The following is a 16,795-nucleotide window of genomic DNA, read 5'->3' as shown; positions in this document are numbered from 1 at the left end:
GGAGCTGCTATGTCTACTGCTTCCAGAATTCGTTGTGCTGATCTGAACGATCGCATCATGAGCGCCAAAGAGGCCGCCGCCCTGATTCCCAACGGCGTAAACGTTGGCATGAGTGGTTTCACCGGCGCTGGCTACCCGAAAGCCATCCCGCAGGCCCTGGCCGACCACATCCGCGAGCAGCGCGAGCAAGGCACCGAATACAAAATCGGCGTATTTACCGGCGCATCCACCGCCCCGGAACTGGACGGTGTCCTTTCCGAAGTGAACGGCATGTCCTTCCGTATCCCGTACCAGAGTGATCCCATCGGCCGTAAGAACATCAACGAAGGCCGCATGGACTACATGGATGTTCACCTGTCCCACCTGGGCCCGGACGTAGCCGCCGGCTTCTACGGCAAGCTGGAAGTCGCCGTGATCGAAGTAGTTGGCATTACCGAAGAAGGTCACCTGATCCCCTCTTCCTCCGTGGGTAACAACAAGACCTGGATCGACGTGGCCGACAAGGTCATTCTCGAGGTCAACCACGGCCAGCCGGCCGGCCTGGAAGGCATGCACGACATCTACCAGGAAGACTTCCAGCCGCCGCATCGCCAGCCGATCCCGGTACTGAAGCCGGAAGACCGCGTTGGCACCCCGTACATCAAGTGCCCGAAAGAAAAGATTGCGGCCATCGTTGAGACCAACTCAACCGACCGCAACTCCAGCTTCAGCGAGCCGGACGAAGCCTCCAAGCAGATCGCCCAGAACATCCTCCAGTTCTTCGATGACGAGATCAACGCTGGTCGCATGCCGAAAGAACTGCTGCCGATCCAGTCCGGTGTGGGCAACATCGCCAACGCCGTACTGGCCGGCCTGAACGACGGTCCGTACAAGAACCTGACGTCCTACACCGAAGTGCTGCAGGACGGCATGCTGGAAATGCTGAAGTCCGGCACCCTGAAGATGGCCTCCTGTACTTCGTTCTCCCTGAGCCCGGAAGCCAACCAGGAGCTGGCCGAGAACATCGAAGAGTACAAAGACCGCATCATGCTGCGTCAGCAGGAAGTGAGTAACCATCCGGAAGTGATCCGTCGCCTTGGCATCATCGCCATGAACGGCATGATCGAAGCCGACATCTACGGCAACGTGAATTCCACTCACGTGATGGGTACCCGTGTGATGAACGGTATCGGCGGCTCCGGCGACTTCGCCCGGAACGGCTACCTGTCCATCTTCATGACCCCGTCCCTGGCCAAGGGTGGCAACATCTCCACCATCGTGCCGATGGTTTCCCACGTGGACCACACCGAGCACGACGTACAGGTTATCGTGACCGAGCAGGGTCTGGCCGACCTGCGTGGCCTGTGCCCGCGCAAGCGTGCCCTGGAAGTGATCAACAAGTGTGCACACCCGGACTACCGTGACCGCCTGCTCGACTACTTCGAGCGCGCCACCAAGAACGGCCGTGGCCAGCACACTCCGCACAACCTGGCGGAAGCCCTGAGCTGGCACGAGAACTTCGAAGAAACCGGCAAGATGTAAGAGCCTTCGGGTTCACGCATCGAAACCGATGAAAAAAGCCGCAGCCCCTCGGGGTTGCGGCTTTTTTGTTTTTACAGGTTCAGTAACAGCGAATCAGTAAAGCTTGCCAAGCGCGCTTTTGGAGAAATCCTCGATCTCATCCAGACGCCCGTCCTTCACCTTTTGCAACCAGTACGGGTCCTGCAGCAGCGCCCGGCCCACCGCAATCAGCTCAAACTCGTGATTGGCCATGCGCTCGGCCAGCTCGTCCAGGCCTGAACGTTCCACCGATTCCTTCTCACTGGCGAACGTGCCACTGATGAAATCCTCCGTCAGACCGACACTGCCCACCGACATCGCCGGCTTGCCGGTGAGCTTCTGGGTCCAGCCGGCCAGGTTCAGGTTCGAACCCTCGAATTCCGGTTCCCAGAAACGGCGGGTGGAAGCGTGGAAGATATCCACACCGGCCTCGGACAGCGGCTTGAGAAACGCCTCCAGCTCATCCGGTGTATGCGCCAGCCTGGCTTCGTAATCCTGCATTTTCCACTGAGAGAAGCGCAGCATGATGGGGAAATCCGGACCCACGCAGTGGCGGACTTCTTCAATCACCTCCACGACGATGCGCAGACGGTTTTCCATACTGCCGCCGTATTCATCCTCGCGCTGGTTGGTGCCTTCCCACAAAAACTGGTCCAGCAGGTAACCGTGCGCACCGTGGATTTCCACCCCGTCAAAACCCAGGGCCCTGGCATCGGCAGCGGCCTGACCAAAAGCCTTGACCACATCGCGGATGTCTTCCCGGGTCATGGCCTTGCCGTTGGGTTTGCCCGGTGCATAAAGGCCAGACGGGCTGTAACCCGGCACCTGCGGGTCCGGCTCCATGCCTTCCTTGCGCACCGCGCCCACATGCCACAACTGGGGGAAAATCGCGCCGCCGGCCTGATGCACCGCATCCGCCACCTGCTTCCAGCCGGCCAGGGCCTGCTCGCCATGAAACGCCGGCACATCCGGGTAACCGTTCGCGGCCGGGTGATTGACCACCGTGCCTTCGGTGATGATCAGGCCGATACCAGCCTCGGCACGCCGGCGATAATAGGCCACTACATCCTCGCCCGGAATGCCCCGGGGCGAGAAATTCCGGGTCATCGGCGCCATAGCTACGCGATTGCGCAGGTGCAACCTTCCCAGATCAAAGGGCTGAAACAGCGGGTCCAGATTCAACGTCATAAAGCCTCACAGATAAAAGGGGGTACAAAAATTTAGCGAGCTTTTAATTACCAGCCTTGGTACCAGTATACGCAGGCTTTTACTCATTGGAGCCCGTGAAACCCGAAAAAACATAGCAAGCAATACACCGGTGAGCAGCCGCCGTTTTTTTGAGTTGCATCAACGGTTCTCAGCGAGTTCCCGTCAGCGCAATCATTTCTTGCGCTAAATCAAGATCCCTGAGGCCATGGGGATTACATTACGGTCATAGATTATTCATACACGAGGAGTAAAGGCTATGTCCCGTAGTTTCAAAGTAGGCGTTCTGGCAGCAGCAGTAATGGCAGTGGCTCCGGCTGCTCAGGCGTTTGAGGCCGGTAATTTTGTAGTTCGTGGCGGTGCCGTGCATGTAGCGCCGGATGATTCTAGTGATTCGATCGTCGTGAAAGGCGTTGGCAATACTGGCACCGAAGCCGCGGTAGATTCCAACACCCAGCTGGGTTTGCGTGCTACTTACATGTTCACTGACAGCTTGGGCCTTGGCCTGCTTGCGGCCACGCCTTTTAAACACAACATTACCGGTAGTGGTGGTGTGTTGGACGGCGCAGATCTCGGCGAAACCAAGCACCTCCCGCCAACACTGACCCTGCAGTACTACCCAATGCCCAGCGGGTCAGCTATCCAACCATACGCTGGCGTTGGGGTTAACTACACCACTTTCTTTGATGAGCAAACAGATCTGCCTGGTGAGCTCACCCTGGAAGACAGTGTAGGTGCCGCAGTAGAAGTTGGCGTTGACTACATGCTGAACAAGAGCTTCGGCTTGAACGCTGCTGTGTGGTATGCCGATATCGAAACTGAGGCTGAAGTTGAAGGCGTCACAGAAAAATTCGACGTCCAAATCGACCCGATGGTTTACATGATCGGTATGACCTACAAGTTCTAAGAATCCCCGTACCCCGGCAGCCTCCGGTCTGTGGGCTGCCAAGGTGCGTTCTCCTGTGCGGGGCCTCTGGCCCCGCCTTTTTGTGTCTGGAGAACCCGGATTACGTCACAAAAAAGGGGCCGGGTTTTGAAACCCGGCCCCTTTCTCAGTCATAACAGCCAGCTATCAGGCGCTACGGCGCTGCTGGGATGGGCGGCCTCTGCCCTGTCCCTGGCCAGCACCACCGCGGCCCCGGCCAGGATTACTACCCGCCGGTTTCGGACCAAAGCTCTTAGCTTTATTCGCGCCCTGCGGCTTACGACCACGAGCCTTGCTCGGATCCGCCTTGGCCTTTGGCTTCAGCGGCAGATTGTTCTTCGGCTCAAAGCCTTCGATTTCCGTGCGCGGCAACTGCTTCTTGATCAGCTTCTCGATACCCGCCAGTTGCTTGCCTTCATCCGCACTCACCAGTGACAGTGCATGGCCACTTTCGCCTGCGCGGCCGGTACGGCCGATACGATGCACGTAGTCTTCCGGCACATTTGGCAGTTCAAAGTTCACCACCTGCGGCAGCTGTTTGATGTCCAGACCACGGGCCGCGATATCGGTGGCCACCAGTACGCGCACTTCACCGGCCTTGAAATTGGCCAGTGCGCGGGTGCGAGCACCCTGGGATTTGTTGCCGTGAATCGCGGCAGCGGTAATACCGTCTTTTTCCAGTTTCTGGGTCAGGCGGTTGGCTCCATGCTTGGTGCGAGTGAACACCAGCACCTGCTCCCACGCATTGTCACGCACCAGCCTGCTCAGCAGCGCGGTTTTCTGGCTCTGGTCCACCGGGTAAACAGACTGCTTCACCTTTTCGGCCGTGGTGTTGCGGGCGGCCACTTCCACCTGAACCGGGTTATCCAGCAGGCCCTGGGCCAGGGTGCGGATTTCATTGGAGAAGGTGGCGGAAAACAGCAGGTTCTGTCGCTTGGCCGGCAGCATCGCGAGAATCTTGCGAATGTCGCGGATAAAGCCCATGTCCAGCATGCGGTCGGCTTCGTCCAGCACCAGGATTTCAATTTCATCGAAACGCACGGCATTTTGCTGGTAAAGATCCAGCAAGCGACCGGGGGTGGCTACCAGTACATCCAGACCCTTGCGCAGCTTCATCATCTGCGGATTGATCTTGACGCCACCAAACACCACGGCGGATTTAGTGGGTACATAGCGACTGTAGAGGTTCACGCTGTCGTGCACCTGGGCCGCCAGTTCACGGGTGGGGGCCAGAATCAGGGCCCGGGGGCCTTTGCCGGTGCGTGGCTTTGCAGCCAGACGCTGCAACAGTGGCAGGGTAAAGCCAGCGGTTTTACCGGTGCCAGTCTGGGCGGCCGCCATTACGTCCTTGCCCGACAGCACGGCAGGAATCGCCTGCTGCTGAATGGGGGACGGGGTTTCATAACCCTGATCGGAAGTGGCACGCACCAGTTGCTCGGACAAACCGAGGGAAGAAAAACTCATATAAGAAACACTCTTGATTGTTCTGCCTCCACGAACGCCATCGTTGACGAATGCGGGCAGATGCCATGAAAGTTCATGGAATTAAAAGACGACTACGGTCACGCGCCAAATGTGGGGTGACGTCCTCTGACGGGTCGTTTGGATAGTTCGCAAGGTGGCTTTTTGCCGGAAACTGCGGAATCCTTAGAGGCAGGATGCGGGCACGATAACAGAGCGCCCGGAGAATAGCTACGCATGTTTTTAATAAGCATGCTTTTGTTTTCCAGTGACACAGGAACTCCGGCCTCTCCTGTTGGTCATTAACGTCGGTATCCACCTGTCACCCATAACAAAACGGAGAATCCATGCTCAGCGTTGGCATAGGGCCGGTCAGTCTATCCATCGAACACGTTCTTCTGATACTCGCCTTCGGCGTTGCCCTGTTGGTGGGCGCCATCGCCGGCCGAAAGCAGAAAACGCCCGTGGCCGGCACTCTGGCCGATGTTTTTCTGGTGGCTCTGGTATCGGCCCGTATCGGCTTTGTGGTGCGTTATTTCGAGCATTACCAGAATGATTGGCTGGGCATGGTGGATATCCGTGACGGCGGCTTCGACGTGATTACCGGTGTGCTGGTCGCACTGGTCTTCACCGGGTACCGGATGTGGCGCCAAAGTACACTACGCAAGCCTCTGAGCGCCGCCCTCGTTGCCGGGGCCGTGACATGGGGCACCACGTTTGGCGCCATTGCCCTGATCCATCAGCAGGCCAGCGGTTTGCCAGACGTCGAATTGGCGGAGCTGAACGGACAACCCGCCAGCCTGACCGCCATCGCTGATGGCAAGCCCCTGGTGGTCAATCTCTGGGCCACCTGGTGCCCGCCCTGCATTCGGGAGATGCCGGTTCTGGAGACCGCTCAACAGAACTACACGGACATCCGCTTCGTGTTTGCCAATCAGGGGGAACATGGCGAAACCATCCGCCGCTTCCTGGAAAAGCAGTCACTCAATCTGGACCATGTGGTGAGAGATCAAACCGGCAGCTTCGGACAGGTCGTAGGGAGTCACGGATTACCGACCACGTTGTTCTACAGCGCCGACGGACAGTTGCTGGACAGCCACATGGGGGAGCTGTCTCGTGCCACCCTGGTGGAGAAACTGGAGCGCTTCGACCCGGCCTTCCTGAACCAGACAAGTCCAGCATCCGCACAGTAAAGCGCACTCAGGGCATTAACCAGAAAGTCGCAGCTGCAGCCATCAGGCTGGCCAGTACCAGCGCGGACAGGGACAGTCTCAGATTCCAGCGCAGGGAGGCATCCACCGGCCTGTAACCGGTCAAACGTTCCATCAACAGGGCATTGGCGGCAAACGGGGTACCAAATGCCGTTACGCCCCAACCAGTGACCATTCCAATACCAAGGCCCAGCACCGCACTCTCCGGCCAGATCGAGCCAAGGATGCCTCCGGCCAGCGTGCCTATCACGATGGGGTTCACGCCACCCAGGCCTGCGGCAAAAAATACCCAGGGCACACAAGCCGCCAGCACCGGCCATAGCCAGGCCGGCCATTCCGGGCTGGCGCTAACACTACCCAGGACCACGCCACTGATAACAGCACCAATGAAAGCCGAGCCACCGACAATGGCCAGTTCGTTGCTGACGTGGGACATACTCGCGACCGGAGAACGTTCTGCCCGAAACAGCTCCAGCAGGCGTCCTCCCAAAACCACGGCCAGCGCACTCAGGGTGACACCATGGGCGTAGCTGAAGCCCCATTGGCTGGTAAGCAGAAACGCCCCCACGCAAATGCCGGCAATAACGCTGGAAAACCGCAACCAACTGGCAGGGCTGGCAGCATCTTCCGCTACCGTCTCGGTTGAAGGGGCTTCGGGCTCTCGCCAGAACCAACCAAACAGAAGCAGCAAAACTGAAAAAGGCACCGCCAACGCCAGTAACTCCATGCTTGCCAGCCCCGGCAGCAACGTCAGGGTCAGCACCACAGAAATAGACAACGGCGAGAACATCGGAGCCACACCGAACCCCCGCAAGACAGCCCGAGTCGCGTTTCGGGTAGCAGCAGAATCGCCCTCCTTGTGGATGCGATCAGCCACCAGGCTGCCAATGACCGCCACCGACCCAAAATTCAGTGGAATGGATACCAACGCGGTACCGTAGGCCAGACTGAGATACCTGGAAACCGGCCGGCCACTGAACAAGCTGATGGAAATTCTCTGCAGATCGCGGGTGCGCGAGAGTACTTGCGACAACAGCATGACCGACAGGATCAGGCCAGCCAGGCGAGTGACATTGGCCGAACCCTCACCAATCAGCGAACGATCAGCCACCAGTGCATATGCCAGGGCAATCAAGGCCACCGAAAACACCACTTTGGGCACCCCACGCATCTCCCGCCACCCAAGACTCACAGCCAGCGCCACGGCAACCGCACCTAGCTGGGTCATACCCGGCAGCAGTGACAACACAGCAGCGATTAGCGCCAGATAGGCGAAAGCGGAGCGCAAACGAATCAGCAAAGAAGTTTCCTTATCGGGAATACACGCGGCCTATCATAAGGAAGCTAATAACCAGGGCCATCCGCAATTATGGCAATGCCCATCTTCTTCATTTACTCAATAATATCCGGGAATTTCCGGCGCAGGCGATACAGGCGGACAATCGTAATGCCATTGGTCACCAACACCATACCCTCGGCCAGAATGCCCCCGATCGAGCCGATCACAATGTTGTTCAGCATCCAGGAGAACGCCGCCAGACCCAGCACGACCCGCAGTGGAATTCCCCGCAGCATGAACATCCCCACGGTGCCGAAGGCCATGGCCATAACCGGGAAAATATCGGTTATCGACTGCCAGGTGGCCCAGGCCGCCAGCCCGCTGACTGCCAGCATACTCAGCATCAGCCACCAGTTGCCCTGAAAACGTCGGGCCAGGGCAATGCGGACGATCACCAGAACGGTCAGGGCCGCCGCCGTCCAGCTCTGGAACGAGGCGAACATCAGCACAAACGCCACATTGGCGGAGATCAGCAGCACCATCAGCCGATCATCGTTTTTGTTGGCGAACCCGGCAATGCAGAAAGCCAGGGCCACGAGGCCAAAAAACTGGCCCAGCATCTCTGCTACGGTCATAGGGAGTGGTCCTTTCGCGTATTCGCCCCCAGACTGCCACAACAGACAATCTTGAGCTATGTCGCTGCTCGTGCGACATTGCCTGAGAAGCCCCAATACACGCCATAGTCCGGAAGCCCTGCCATGAAAACCGTCTTCTCTCCCCTACACAACCGCCGCGATGTGAAAACCGAGCTCGATGGCGGCCTGTTGATCGCTCCCCACGAGAAGCCCTCCCGGGCCGAGACCATCCTGGCGCGAGTAAAAAGCCAGGCTCTGGGCGAGATAGTGGAGCCCGAGGAGTTCGGGCTGGAACCGATCAAGCGGGTCCACACCGACAATTACGTAGAGTTCTTGGAAAACTGCTGGCAGGAATGGCAGTCCGATGGCAAACAGGGTGAGGCCATTCCCGTGTTCTGGGCCGGGCGAGGCATGCGCCACCGGGAACCAAAAGACATTGATGGTCGCCTGGGCTATTACAGCATGGGCGCGGACACTTCCATCTCTGACGGGACCTGGGAGGCGGCATGCGCCTCGGTAAACGTTGCCCTCACCGGCCAGAAGCTGGTGGCCGGCGGCGAACGGGCCGTCTTTGCGCTCTGCCGCCCACCGGGGCACCACGCCCACGCCGACCTGTTCGGCGGCTACTGCTTCTTCAACAACGCCGCCATTGCCGCGCAGGCGTTCCGGGATCAAGGCTATGAACGGGTGGCCGTGCTCGATGTGGATTTTCACCACGGCAATGGCACCCAATCCATTTTCTACCACCGTAACGATGTGCTCACCATCAGCCTGCACGGCGACCCGGATCTGGTTTTTCCGCACTTCCTGGGTTTTGAGGATGAAACCGGCGAGGGTGAAGGTGAAGGCTATAACCTCAACATTGTCTACCCACCGGGCACCCCCTTCAGTGTCTGGCGTCAGGGCCTGGAAACCGCCTGTCGGCGCATTGCCGATTTTGGCGCGGATGCCCTGGTGGTGCCGCTGGGAGTGGACACCTTCGAGGACGACCCCATCTCGTTCTTCAAGCTCACCTCCCCGGATTACCTGACCCTGGGCCAGCGCCTGGCGCAACTGGGCCTGCCCACACTGTTTACCATGGAAGGCGGCTACGATGTGGATGCCATTGGCGTGAACGCCGTGAATGTGATGCAGGGGTTTGAGGGCAAGGCATAAAAAAACCGGTGGCCGCTTGCGCAGACACCGGTGAAGGGGAGGCCTGATGGGAGCCAGGCCCGTGTGAAGCGTTTACTCCGCAGAGTTGCGGATGATGAAGTCGAAGGCGCTCAGAGCAGCCTTGGAGCCTTCCCCCATGGAGATCACGATCTGCTTGTAGGGCACGGTGGTGACATCGCCCGCCGCGAAAATACCCGGAACCGAGGTCTCGTTACGGTCATTTACGATGATTTCACCGTGCTGGCTCAGTTCAATTTCACCACCTTTCAGCCATTCGGTGTTTGGCACCAGGCCGATCTGCACGAACACACCTTCCAGCTCCACGTGGTGGCTATCACCCGTCTTGCGGTCGGTGTAGTTCAGACCGCTCACCTTGCCGTTCTCGCCGACGATTTCAGTGGTCTGGCCGGAGGTGATGATCTTCACGTTGTCCAGGCTACGCAGTTTGCGCTGCAGAACCTCATCGGCCTTCATTTCATCGCCGAACTCGATCAGGGTCACGTGGCCCACGATGCCGGCCAGGTCGATGGCTGCTTCCACGCCGGAGTTACCACCGCCGATGACTGCCACACGCTTGCCCTTGAACAGTGGGCCGTCGCAGTGGGGGCAGTAGGCCACGCCCTTGTTGCGGTACTCTTCCTCGCCCGGCACGCCCATCTGGCGCCAGCGGGCACCGGTGGACAGGATCAGGGTTTTTGACTGCAGGGTAGCGCCATTCTCCAGGCGAACCTCGTGCAGACCACCCTTCTCTTTCGCCGGGATCAGCTTCTCGGCGCGCTGCATGTTCATGATGTCCACGTCGTATTCATTAACGTGCTGCTCCATGGCAGACACCAGCTTCGGGCCCTCGGTGTAAGGCACGGAAATCAGGTTCTCGATGCCCATGGTGTCGGCCACCTGGCCACCGAAGCGCTCGGCAGCAATACCGGTGGAGATACCTTTACGGGCGGCATAGATGGCCGCAGAGGCACCCGCCGGGCCACCACCAATGACCAGCACTTCGAACGGATCGCGCTCGTTGATCTTCTTGGCTTCCTTGGCCGCTGAATTGGTATCCAGCTTGGCCACGATTTCTTCCAGGGTCATGCGGCCCTGGCCCCAGGGTTCACCGTTCATGAACACACTGGGTACCGCCATCACCTCGCGTCGCTCCACTTCGTCCTGGAACACGGCGCCGTCGATCGCGGTGTGTTTGATCTTCGGGTTCAGGATGCTGATCAGGTTCAGCGCCTGCACCACGTCCGGGCAGTTCTGACAGGACAGGGAGAAGTAGGTTTCGAATTCCAGCTCTTCGTCCAGGTCCTGGATCTGTTCGATCAATTCCTGGGACGCCTTGGACGGGTGACCGCCCACCTGCAACAGGGCCAACACCAGAGAGGTGAACTCGTGGCCCATGGGAATGCCTGCGAAGCGAACGCTGACGTCTGTGCCCACACGCTGAATGGCGAACGACGGGCGACCAACACGCTGGTCGCTCTCGGTGCGCAAGCCGATCTTGCTGGACATCGGCTCGATTTCCTCCAGCAGCTGCTTGAGCTCCTGGGACTTTTCGCTGTCGTCATACGCTGCCACCAGCTCAATCGGCTGCTGCAGCTTTTCCATGTATGCCTTCAGTTGTTGCTTGATGTTCGCGTCCAACATGTTCGGTGTTCCCCTTTAATGTCGTAAATCCAAGTCTTTGAAAGTAATCAGTTCGTGATCAGAAGATGGGAATAAGATAAAGACTGACTATCAAAACAGCAAATTGATAACAACAAATCAATTGATAGGCACCCGCTATCTCACTCCGGGCTTTCAATTAACAGATACGAAAAAGGCCCGCGATGCGGGCCTTTTCCTAAAGCATTGCCGTTACAGGCTCGCTTAGATTTTGCCAACCAGGTCCAGAGACGGCGCCAGAGTTTCTTCGCCTTCTTTCCACTTGGCCGGGCAAACTTCGCCAGGATGGTTGCGAACGTACTGAGCGGCTTTAACCTTGCGCAGCAGGTCGTCTGCGTCACGGCCAATGCCTTCGGCAGTGATTTCCATCGCCTGGATAACACCATCCGGGTCGATCAGGAAGGTAGCGCGGTCTGCCAGGCCCTGGCCTTCACGCATCACACCGAAGTTGTTGGTGATGGTGCCAGTCTGGTCGCCTACCATGTAGTAGTTGATCTTGCCGATGGTCTCAGAAGCATCGTGCCATGCCTTGTGGGTGAAGTGAGTGTCGGTGGACACAGAGAACACTTCAACGCCCAGCTTCTGCAGCTCTTCGTATTTGTCGGCCACGTCGCCCAGCTCGGTCGGGCAAACGAAGGTGAAGTCGGCCGGATAGAAGAAGAAGATGGCCCACTTGCCTTTCACGTCCGCTTCGGAGATTTCCACGAACTCGCCCTGTTTGAAAGCAGTGGCGTTAAACGGTTTGATTTCGCTGTTGATAATACCCATTTAAGAAGAACTCCTGTTGGTTCATTTGAGTAACGATTGAAAACAGTGCTTACGATACGGGCCAACCATAAAAAAGGAAAATTGATAATTTCCAAAATAAAGATAGATCCTGCCTATCGGCCATCTCTGAGACGACCGGAATCAACCCGTGACCGCATAAATAACGGGAACAGAGGCCTATGTGAGGGCAATCCGGTCAACTTCAAGATCACGGAAAACCCTTAGGGCCAGGGCAGAACCAGGCCAGGCCGCCGGTACAGCGGCCCACCCAGGCCCCGGAGCGTATCAACCGGCGAGTTCTACTTTATGGAAATCCAACACATTTTCTTCCGGAGACGCCTTGATCGCCGCCACTTCCTTGCGCTTCTTCAACAGGATGTAGGCAAAGCAGCTGAAGTACAGGGCAATCACCAGTGCCCCAACCCACTGGATACGCAGGAAATCCAGCTGGAACAGCATGGTCAGCCCGATCATGGCCACCAGGTTGAAGATCACGTAGTTGACCCGGCCCAGGCGCTGGGCGGTCAGGTTCAGGTTGTCGGTGTATAACCGGATCAGCGAATCCAGTGAGTTAATCACCATCAACACACCCACAAAGATCATGGCGATGTTGGTGAACGCGGCAATCTTCAGGCCCTCGGCATGGTAGTAGTAAAGCACGCTGAACCACACACCAATGGCAATGGACGGCACCACCAGCATGGCCAGTAGCAACTGCCAGGTCTTGATACCGGACACGAAGCGGGCGGTGAACTGGCCGATCATGATGCTCCAGGCGAACCACCAGAACAGGTAGAACTCGTGATAGTCATTGATCGGCAACACAAACTTGTTCAGGTTGCCAAAATACTCGCCCAGCATGCTCGCGGTGCCGAAGAAATCGGCCGGTGAGCCTTGCCCCAGCACAAAGGCCCGGAACCACATGCCCACGATGAGAGCGATAAACAGGAGACTGGAACCCACACTCAGGATTCGCACGTACTTGATCTTGGAACTGGAATACACCGCCAGCGCAATCGACAGAAACACGATCGCATAGAACGCCGGCACCACCCCGTCGTCACTGCTCAGCTCGGGCAGGTACCACGGCAGGTTCGCCAGCAGCAGATAAGCGGTGAACGCACAGGTGCCGATGATCACCACGTTGTTGATGAACTTCACCACCGGAATTTCAAAGAACTGCACCCTAGGCTCGATGATCGCGAAGTAGAAACAGGTCAGGAAGTAAAACCCCCAGATCAGGAACGCCCAGAAGCCGAATTCGATGGCCAGCGGGTTGGCGAAACCGTATTCCGGGTTGTCAGCCACATTGCCATAGCCGCCAAACTCGGTCAGCGGGAACATGATCAGCCCCACGTCCAGCCCGGAGGTGAACAGAATGGCAATGAAGACCAGCGTGCGAACCGGCGTCACGCCGATGCACTGCATGTCCCACCATTTGTACAGAATCAGGGCAATGGCGGCGAAGGTAAAAATCAGACCAGATGATAACCAGAGTGTCATACGCTCAGCCTCCGGTTGGTGTTACTCACTATATTGCACAGCATGGGTGTTCCTCCTCTACTCAATTGATTTCGAATCGGACACAAACCCAGGACTTGCCTATCCGGCGCCCAAGAACGGCACAAGGCCGCTGCGCTGATAGGGAAATCCTGAGGGCTTGCTACCCGGGCACCTTGCGCACCCGGGGTAGATCACGGTCGCGGGATTGCTATTAAACGGTTGCTAAAAAGCTAGGGGTGCGCCCGTTTGGCCTGGCCTGGGCGTTGGTGCACCTGCCACTGGTCATCCATGTCGACGGGTGCGGCCGAGGCCGGCAGGGGCTCCTTGCCCCGAATGAGGTCGGCGGCCCGCTCGGCCACCATGATGGTGGGCGCGTTCAGGTTGCCGTTGGGAATGGTCGGGAAAATGGAAGAATCCACCACCCGCAGGTTGTCGATGCCGCGCACCCGGGTCTCCGGGTCCACCACCGCCAACTCGTCGGTGCCCATCTTGCAGGTGCAGGACGGGTGATAGGCGCTTTCCACCGCCTGGCGGACGAAGGCATCGATGTCTTCATCGCTGGTGATGTGTTCTCCGGGCTGGATCTCCGCGCCCCGGTAGGCGTCCATGGCCGGCTGGTTGATGATCTCCCGGGTCAGGCGCACACAGTCCCGGAAACCTTCACGGTCGTCCTCGTGTTGCAGGTAGTTGAAGCGAATGCGCGGTGACTGCTTCGGGTCGGCCGACTGCACGTGCACAAAACCCCGGCTTTTCGGCTTGTTGTGGCCGATGTGCAGCTGGAAGCCATCGCCGGAGAATGCTTCCTTGCCGTCGTAGCGCATGGCCGCCGGCAGGAAATGGTATTGCAAGTCCGGCCACTCGACGCCCGGCTTGGAGCGGATAAAACCACAGGATTCAAAGTGATTGGTGGCGCCCAGGCCGTCCTTGCGCAGAATCCAGCGCACGCCGATCTTGAATTTGTTCCACCAGTCCAGCTTGCGGTTCAGGGACACCGGCTGGTTGCAGCGGAACTGGAAATAGAATTCCAGATGGTCCTGCAGGTTCTCGCCCACGCCGGGCAGTGCGTGCTCAACCTCGATACCGGCTTGTTTGAGCACCTCCGGGTTACCGATGCCGGAGAGTTGCAGCAGGTGGGGCGAGCCGATGGAGCCCGCCGAGAGCACCACTTCTTTGGCAGCCTGGACCTCATGCACCTTGCCGCCCTGCTCGTAACGAACGCCGGTGGCGGTCTTGCCGTCCAGCAATACCCGGTGCACCTGGGCGTGGGTGACCACGGTCAGGTTATCCCGGGCCATGGCCGGGCGCAGGTAGGCATTGGCGGTGGACCAGCGACGGCCGTTTTTCACCGTCATGTGCATGGGACCAAAGCCTTCCTGGCGCGCGCCGTTGTAATCTTTGGTTTCCATGTAGCCGGCGTCGACGCCGGCCTGAACAAAGGCCGAATACAGCGGGTTCTGCATGTTGTTGCCGTTGTTCACGCCCAGCGGGCCTTCGTTGCCCCGGTAGTCGTCACCACCGAAGGCCCAGGTTTCCGCCTTCTGGAAATACGGCAGCACATGGGCGTAATCCCAGCCGGTCGCGCCTTCCGCTTCCCACTCGTCGAAATCCCGGGCGTGGCCGCGCACATACACCATGCCGTTGATGGAGGATGAACCGCCCAGCACCTTGCCCCGGGGGCAATGCATTTCCCGGTTGTCCAGGTGCGGCTCCGGGTCGGTGTGGAACTGCCACGCGTATTTTCTGGTATTCATGGGAATGGACAGGGCCGTGGGCATCTGGATGAAGATGCTCTTGTCGCTGCCACCGGTTTCCAGCAGCAGCACCCGGTTGCCCGCATCCTCGGTGAGCCGGTTGGCCAGCACACAACCGGCCGAGCCCGCACCCACAATGATGTAGTCGTATTGTGCTTCTTTCATACACTTACTCCTCTGTGGCCTGCGGGATCAGAACGGTGCGTCAAGGTCTTTCATGCCCACATACACCGATTTGATCTGGGTGTAGTGGTCCAGCGTCACGCGCCCGTTCTCCCGGCCAATGCCGGAGAGCTTGTAGCCGCCCACGGGCATTTCCGCCGGGGATTCGCCGTAGCTGTTGATCCAGCAGATACCCGCCTGGATCTGGTGAATCACCCGGTGGGCGCGACGGATGTCGTTGGTGAACACGCCGGCGGCCAGACCCGTTTCAGTGTCGTTGGCCCGGGCAATCACCTCATCCTCATCGCGGAAAGTGAGCACCGACATCACCGGGCCGAAGATTTCCTCGCGCACGATGGTCATATCGTCGGTGCAATCGGTGAAGATGGTCGGCTCCACGAAGTAGCCGCCTTTCGAGTCGGCCGGTTCAAACGCCCGGCCGCCGTTGCTCAGGGTGGCGCCCTCGGACAGCCCCTTGGCGATGTAATCCAGCACCAGTTCCTGATGCTTTTTGGAGATCAGCGCGCCGAAGTTGGTGTCCGGGTTCATCGGATCGCCCGGGACAATGTTCTTGCGGGTGCGTTCCAGCAGGCGATCCATGAAGGCCGGGTAGAGGTCTTCGTGCACGAACACCCGGGTGCCGTTGGTGCAGATTTCGCCCTGGGTGTAGAAGTTGCCTACCATGGCGGCGGAGATAGCGTTCTCCAGATCCGCGTCATCGAAGATGATCAGGGGGGACTTGCCGCCCAGCTCCATGGTCACGTCTTTCAGGGTGGAGGCGGAGGCTTCCATGACCTTTTTGCCGGTGCCCACCTCGCCGGTGAACGACACCTTGGCGATGGCTGGGCTATGGGTCAGCCACTGCCCCACTTCGGCGGCGCCCTGAACCACGTTGAACACGCCCGCCGGCACACCGGCCTCGATGAAGATCTCCGCCAGCTTCACCGCGCCCATCGGGGTTTCTTCCGACGGCTTGAAGATCATGGCATTGCCGGTGGCCAGCGCCGGGGCCGACTTCCAGCAGGCAATCTGCAGCGGGTAGTTCCAGGCACCAATACCGGCACAGATGCCCAGGGGCTCGCGGCGGGTGTAATAAAAATCGCCGCCCAGATCCTGCTGGTTGCCTTCGATGGACGGCGCCAGGCCGGCAAAGAATTCGATGGCATCGGCGCCGGTGGTCACATCCACGGCTTCGGCTTCCTGCCAGGGCTTGCCGGTGTCTTTCACTTCCACGGCGGCCAACTCATCGTTCCGCTCGCGCAGCAATGCCACCGCCTTAAGCAGAACCCGGCTGCGCTCGACCATCGGCATGGCGGACCACTGGAGAAAACCAGCCCGTGCGCTTTCAATGGCCGCTTCCTGGATGGCCTCATCGGCCACTTCCACTTCGTAGATGACCTGGCCGGTGGCCGGGTTTACCACCGGGAAGGTCTCACCGGTGGTGTTGGCCAGAAACCGGCCGTGGATAAAGTTACGGACAACAGGAACCGTTGCTGCTTCAGACATGATCCGGAAAATCCCTCAATTGGGTGACTTCAGGC

The 16,795-nt window shown here is 58.8% G+C and carries 13 protein-coding genes; 4 read left to right on the top strand and 9 right to left on the bottom strand.

Going from position 1 to position 16,795, the window contains the following annotated elements:
- The first annotated feature begins 9 nt into the window (after nt 1-9).
- Nucleotides 10-1,521 carry an acetyl-CoA hydrolase/transferase family protein gene (locus BY454_RS09115; protein WP_104415406.1) on the top strand — a complete coding sequence of 504 codons (1,512 nt, stop codon included), beginning with the start codon at nt 10-12 and terminating at the stop codon, nt 1,519-1,521.
- Nucleotides 1,522-1,614: 93 nt separating this feature from the next.
- Here the strand turns inward: BY454_RS09115 and BY454_RS09110 are convergent, their stop codons facing one another.
- Complete coding sequence (locus tag BY454_RS09110) at nt 1,615-2,727, bottom strand: NADH:flavin oxidoreductase (protein ID WP_104415405.1); 1,113 nt, start codon at nt 2,725-2,727, stop codon at nt 1,615-1,617.
- 277 nt (nt 2,728-3,004) lie between these two features.
- Between BY454_RS09110 and BY454_RS09105 the strand changes: the two genes are divergently transcribed.
- Nucleotides 3,005-3,652 (top strand): OmpW/AlkL family protein, encoded by a 648-nt coding sequence (locus tag BY454_RS09105; RefSeq protein ID WP_104415404.1) that lies wholly within the window; start codon nt 3,005-3,007, stop codon nt 3,650-3,652.
- A gap of 165 nt (nt 3,653-3,817) precedes the next feature.
- Here BY454_RS09105 and BY454_RS09100 read toward each other — a convergent pair whose 3' ends face one another.
- On the bottom strand, nt 3,818-5,134 hold the full coding sequence (locus BY454_RS09100) for a DEAD/DEAH box helicase (RefSeq protein ID WP_104415403.1): 1,317 nt from the start codon (nt 5,132-5,134) through the stop codon (nt 3,818-3,820).
- Between the two features lie 344 nt (nt 5,135-5,478).
- On the opposite strand from BY454_RS09100, the gene BY454_RS09095 reads away from it, so the two are divergent.
- A complete protein-coding gene (locus tag BY454_RS09095) occupies nt 5,479-6,324 on the top strand; it encodes a prolipoprotein diacylglyceryl transferase family protein (RefSeq protein ID WP_104415402.1) in 846 nt (281 codons plus the stop codon).
- 7 nt (nt 6,325-6,331) lie between these two features.
- On the opposite strand, the gene BY454_RS09090 is transcribed toward BY454_RS09095, so the two are convergent.
- The gene (locus BY454_RS09090) at nt 6,332-7,642 is read right to left on the bottom strand and encodes a hypothetical protein (protein WP_308471491.1); all 1,311 of its coding nucleotides are present in this window, start codon (nt 7,640-7,642) and stop codon (nt 6,332-6,334) included.
- A gap of 92 nt (nt 7,643-7,734) precedes the next feature.
- Nucleotides 7,735-8,256, bottom strand: coding sequence for a YgjV family protein (locus BY454_RS09085; RefSeq protein WP_104415401.1), 522 nt, complete (start codon nt 8,254-8,256; stop codon nt 7,735-7,737).
- Nucleotides 8,257-8,379: 123 nt separating this feature from the next.
- Here BY454_RS09085 and BY454_RS09080 point away from each other — a divergent pair, with 123 nt between their 5' ends.
- Nucleotides 8,380-9,411 (top strand): histone deacetylase family protein, encoded by a 1,032-nt coding sequence (locus BY454_RS09080; protein WP_104415400.1) that lies wholly within the window; start codon nt 8,380-8,382, stop codon nt 9,409-9,411.
- Nucleotides 9,412-9,483: 72 nt separating this feature from the next.
- Here BY454_RS09080 and ahpF read toward each other — a convergent pair whose 3' ends face one another.
- From ahpF to betB, 5 genes are all read right to left on the bottom strand, one after another.
- Entirely contained in the window at nt 9,484-11,052 is a 1,569-nt protein-coding gene (ahpF, locus tag BY454_RS09075; RefSeq protein ID WP_104415399.1) for an alkyl hydroperoxide reductase subunit F, read from the bottom strand.
- 222 nt (nt 11,053-11,274) lie between these two features.
- Nucleotides 11,275-11,838: an alkyl hydroperoxide reductase subunit C gene (gene ahpC / locus BY454_RS09070; protein ID WP_104415398.1), complete on the bottom strand. Its 564-nt coding sequence runs from the start codon at nt 11,836-11,838 to the stop codon at nt 11,275-11,277.
- Nucleotides 11,839-12,123: 285 nt separating this feature from the next.
- A complete protein-coding gene (locus BY454_RS09065; RefSeq protein ID WP_104415397.1) occupies nt 12,124-13,341 on the bottom strand; it encodes a choline transporter in 1,218 nt (405 codons plus the stop codon).
- Nucleotides 13,342-13,571: 230 nt separating this feature from the next.
- Nucleotides 13,572-15,257, bottom strand: a complete 1,686-nt coding sequence (gene betA / locus BY454_RS09060) for a choline dehydrogenase (RefSeq protein ID WP_104415396.1) — start codon at nt 15,255-15,257, stop codon at nt 13,572-13,574.
- Between the two features lie 27 nt (nt 15,258-15,284).
- Complete coding sequence (betB, locus tag BY454_RS09055) at nt 15,285-16,760, bottom strand: betaine-aldehyde dehydrogenase (protein WP_104415395.1); 1,476 nt, start codon at nt 16,758-16,760, stop codon at nt 15,285-15,287.
- Between the last annotated feature and the right edge of the window lie 35 nt (nt 16,761-16,795).

Origin of the sequence: Marinobacter persicus (assembly GCF_002934325.1) — a bacterium.
In the GTDB taxonomy this organism is placed as follows: Bacteria; Pseudomonadota; Gammaproteobacteria; order Pseudomonadales; family Oleiphilaceae; genus Marinobacter; species Marinobacter persicus_A.
Note: the sequence above shows the minus strand (reverse complement) of the source record. Positions and strands in the feature narration are given on the sequence as shown.